Genomic DNA, 2,967 nt, shown 5'->3' on the forward strand with positions numbered 1-2,967 from the left:
GGTCGGCTCCGGCTGGGTCGGTGAAACGGCGTCGCGCCCTGCCACCAGCACCCCGCAGATCGGCACCGTCGACTTTACCCCGGGCGAGATCTACGCCAACCCGGCGATCTCGCAGGGGCTGCTCGACGACGCGGCGCTCGACCTCGAGCAGTGGCTGGGCGGCGAAGTCGACACCGAGTTCGCGCGGCAGGAGGGCATCGCCTTCCTCTCGGGCGACGGCACTAACAAGCCGCACGGCATCCTGACCTATGTCACCGGTGCCGCGAACGCCGCCCGCCACCCCTACGGCGCGATCGCGGTCGTCAACAGCGGCCACGCCAGCACGATCCCGAATGGCGATGCGATGATCGACTTCATGTACGATCTGCCGTCGGAATTCGAGGCGGGCTCGAAGCTGTACCTCAGCCGCTCGTCGCTCCGCGCGGTTCGCAAGCTGAAGGACGGCCAGGGCAATTACCTGTGGCAGCCCTCCTATGTGTCGGGCGAGCCCGCGTCGCTTAACGGAGCGCCCGTCGTCGAGATGCCCGACATGCCCGCCATCGCGGCCGGCAACATCGCCGCGCTCTACGGCAATATGGAGGCCACCTACCTGGTCATCGACCGGGTCGGAATCCGCGTCCTGCGTGATCCGTACACCAATAAGCCTTTCGTGCACTTCTACACCACGAAGCGCGTCGGTGGCGGCGTTCACAACCCCGAGCCCATGCGCGCGCTGAAGATCGCAGCGTAACCTCCGCCGGGCCAGCTCGCAGGCTGGCCCGGTTCTTCGAAGCGCCGGGCGCGTCCCGACCCTTCGGTGAACCCAGGAGACCCCAATGGACAAGAACTCGGCCGTCGCGAAGCCCGCGGCATCGAAACCGGCGGCAATCCCGCCTGCCACCACCATCAACCCGTCCGGCGCGCCGGATCAGATCGTGCCCGACGTCGATCTCGACCATCCTGCCGTCGACGCCGATCCTCGCGCGAACACGACCGTCGATCAGAACCGCATCGACTTCAACGACCCGACGATTCCCGGCGACGTCGCCGTGGCACGCAACCTCGGCATGACCGAGGGCGAAGACGAAAAGAAGGACTGACCTCTCCGGTCCTGCCCGGCGCCGGCCGGTCCCTTGCGGCCGGCGCCACCCTTTCCAGCGAGGTTGATCGATGGCCGAACCCGTCTCCCTCGAGCTCGCGAAACAGCAACTTCGCCTTGAAGCCGATTTCGCCGACGAAGATGAGCTGATCAGCGGCATCATTGCCGATGCGCGCGCCTGGGTGGAAAGCCACACCGGTCAGACGCTCATCGAGGGTGCGAAGGTCGAATATCTCAAGCCCGCTTGCCAGCAGCTTCTCACTTGGCCCGTGAATGAGGTGACTGAAGTCTCCTATATCGACGCGGGCGGCTTAGAGCATGAGCTGGATGCCGGCGGCTTCGCAATTCGCACCAAATTTCGGCCTGCCCGGGTCCAGTTTTTCGGATCTGCTGCATATTCTATCCTTCGTTCAGCTGCGGCTGTGAAGGTCACTATGCAGGCTGGCTATGCCGCCGCCGACATGCCCCGAGGTGCCATCCGGGCAATGCTTATCCTCATCACGGGCTATTACGAGCGACGCGACACCGGCGGCTTGGGTGGTGATGTCGAGAAGGCCGCCGCTGCGGCCTGCCGTAACATGCGATTGCGGCGCCTGTGAGCAAACTGCTCCGAGCCGGCGCCCGCGATCGCCGCATCACGATTCAACGCGCAACTCTGGCGCCCGATACGGCTGGTGATCCAGCACCGTCGTGGGAGAACCTATCGACCGTCTGGGCGTCGGCAATGCCGGCGCCCGGCGTCGAACGGCTGCAGAGCGCGGAGATTGCGGCGACGACGCCGATGGTGTTTCGCATCCGCTGGTCGTCGGCGGTCGCGGACGTGAACCCCAAGGACCGGATCAGCTATGCCGGGCGCATGTGGATCATCGCGTCAGTGACGGAAATCGGCCGCCGCGAAGGACTTGAGATCGCAGCGACAGCTAGGGCAGATTGATGCCCCGCAATTTTTCGTTGCGTACCACCGGGTTGCGTGAGCTGGACGCGGCACTCGGCAAATTGCCGAAGGCAGTGGGCAAGCGCGTGACGCGCGATGCTCTCATTGAGGCGGGCGAGGTGACGGCGCAAGCGGCCAGAGCGCTCGCGCCGGTTGATAAGGGCTATTTGCGGGAATCGATCACGGTCGGCAGCAAGTTGTCGCGATCGCAACGCAAGGCTCTCGAGACCCGATCATCGGTCGAGGTCTACGTCGGACCTGGTCCCCATCCGCAGGGGATCATGCAGGAGTTCGGCACCTTCAAAGAGCCGGCGCAGCCCTTCATGCGGCCCGCCTGGGACGCAACCGGCGAACAGGTGCTGGGCCGGACGGGCGTGATCCTTTCCGACGCGGTGATGAAAGCGGCGGCTCGGCACGCGCGCAAAGAAGCCAAGCGGCGACAGCGAAAGGGCTGATGATGTCGATCACTGCTGCCACGCGCGACCGTTTAAAAGCGGCCGGCGCGGTCGAGGCCATCGTGAGCGATCGGGTCTTTCGCGATGAGCGACCGCAGGGAACGCCACTGCCGGCGATCGTCCTCATCGGAGCTGGCGGAGCCACCGACTACCATTACCGGGGCCGGGCAAGCGTCCAGCGTGTGCGCATCCAGCTCGACTGCTGGGCCGGAAGTCGCGGGGATGCCGATGCGCTGGGCGTCGCCGTCATCGAGGCGATGGAGGGCGCGGCCGATTTAGGCTCGATCCGATTTGTCCGTGCCTTCGTCACCGATCGCCGCGACGGCAGCGACCGAGGCGAGACGATCGCCGCAACGGGTGCTGCACCGCTCGCATATCGCGCGAGCATCGATTTCTTCGTGTGGTTCAAGGAGGTTTAACATGGCCGGAATTGGTTACGGCGCAGCGTTCAAGCTGGGCAATCTCGCGACCCCTGTCGTGCTGCTCGAACTGGCAGAGGT

At 65.3% G+C, this 2,967-nt stretch carries 6 protein-coding genes; all 6 read left to right on the forward strand.

The window, feature by feature from the left end; genetic code table 11:
* On the forward strand, positions 1-730 hold a 730-nt coding region (locus FYJ91_RS20395), incomplete at its 5' end, for a phage major capsid protein (RefSeq protein ID WP_149524178.1).
* A gap of 85 nt (positions 731-815) precedes the next feature.
* Complete coding sequence (locus FYJ91_RS20400; protein ID WP_149524179.1) at positions 816-1,079, forward strand: hypothetical protein; 264 nt, start codon at positions 816-818, stop codon at positions 1,077-1,079.
* Between the two features lie 70 nt (positions 1,080-1,149).
* Complete coding sequence (locus FYJ91_RS20405; protein ID WP_149524180.1) at positions 1,150-1,677, forward strand: head-tail connector protein; 528 nt, start codon at positions 1,150-1,152, stop codon at positions 1,675-1,677.
* Positions 1,674-2,012, forward strand: coding sequence for a phage head closure protein (locus FYJ91_RS20410; protein WP_181008615.1), 339 nt, complete (start codon positions 1,674-1,676; stop codon positions 2,010-2,012). Before FYJ91_RS20405 ends, FYJ91_RS20410 begins: the two co-directional genes overlap by 4 nt.
* Positions 2,012-2,467, forward strand: coding sequence for an HK97-gp10 family putative phage morphogenesis protein (locus tag FYJ91_RS20415; protein WP_149524182.1), 456 nt, complete (start codon positions 2,012-2,014; stop codon positions 2,465-2,467). Before FYJ91_RS20410 ends, FYJ91_RS20415 begins: the two co-directional genes overlap by 1 nt.
* Entirely contained in the window at positions 2,467-2,886 is a 420-nt protein-coding gene (locus tag FYJ91_RS20420) for a DUF3168 domain-containing protein (protein ID WP_149524183.1), read from the forward strand. The genes FYJ91_RS20415 and FYJ91_RS20420 overlap by 1 nt, the downstream gene beginning before the upstream one ends.
* The last annotated feature ends 81 nt before the right edge of the window (positions 2,887-2,967 follow it).

It is taken from the genome of Sphingomonas montanisoli, assembly GCF_008274695.1.
In the GTDB taxonomy this organism is placed as follows: domain Bacteria; phylum Pseudomonadota; class Alphaproteobacteria; order Sphingomonadales; family Sphingomonadaceae; genus Rhizorhabdus; species Rhizorhabdus montanisoli.

What these genes read in the sequence shown, in the direction of transcription:
- FYJ91_RS20400 (WP_149524179.1), top strand. Translation starts at nt 816, where the DNA reads ATGGACAAGAACTCGGCCGTCGCGAAGCCCGCGGCATCGAAACCGGCG.
- FYJ91_RS20405 (WP_149524180.1), top strand. Translation starts at nt 1,150, where the DNA reads ATGGCCGAACCCGTCTCCCTCGAGCTCGCGAAACAGCAACTTCGCCTT.
- FYJ91_RS20420 (WP_149524183.1), top strand. Translation starts at nt 2,467, where the DNA reads ATGATGTCGATCACTGCTGCCACGCGCGACCGTTTAAAAGCGGCCGGC.
- FYJ91_RS20415 (WP_149524182.1), top strand. Translation starts at nt 2,012, where the DNA reads ATGCCCCGCAATTTTTCGTTGCGTACCACCGGGTTGCGTGAGCTGGAC.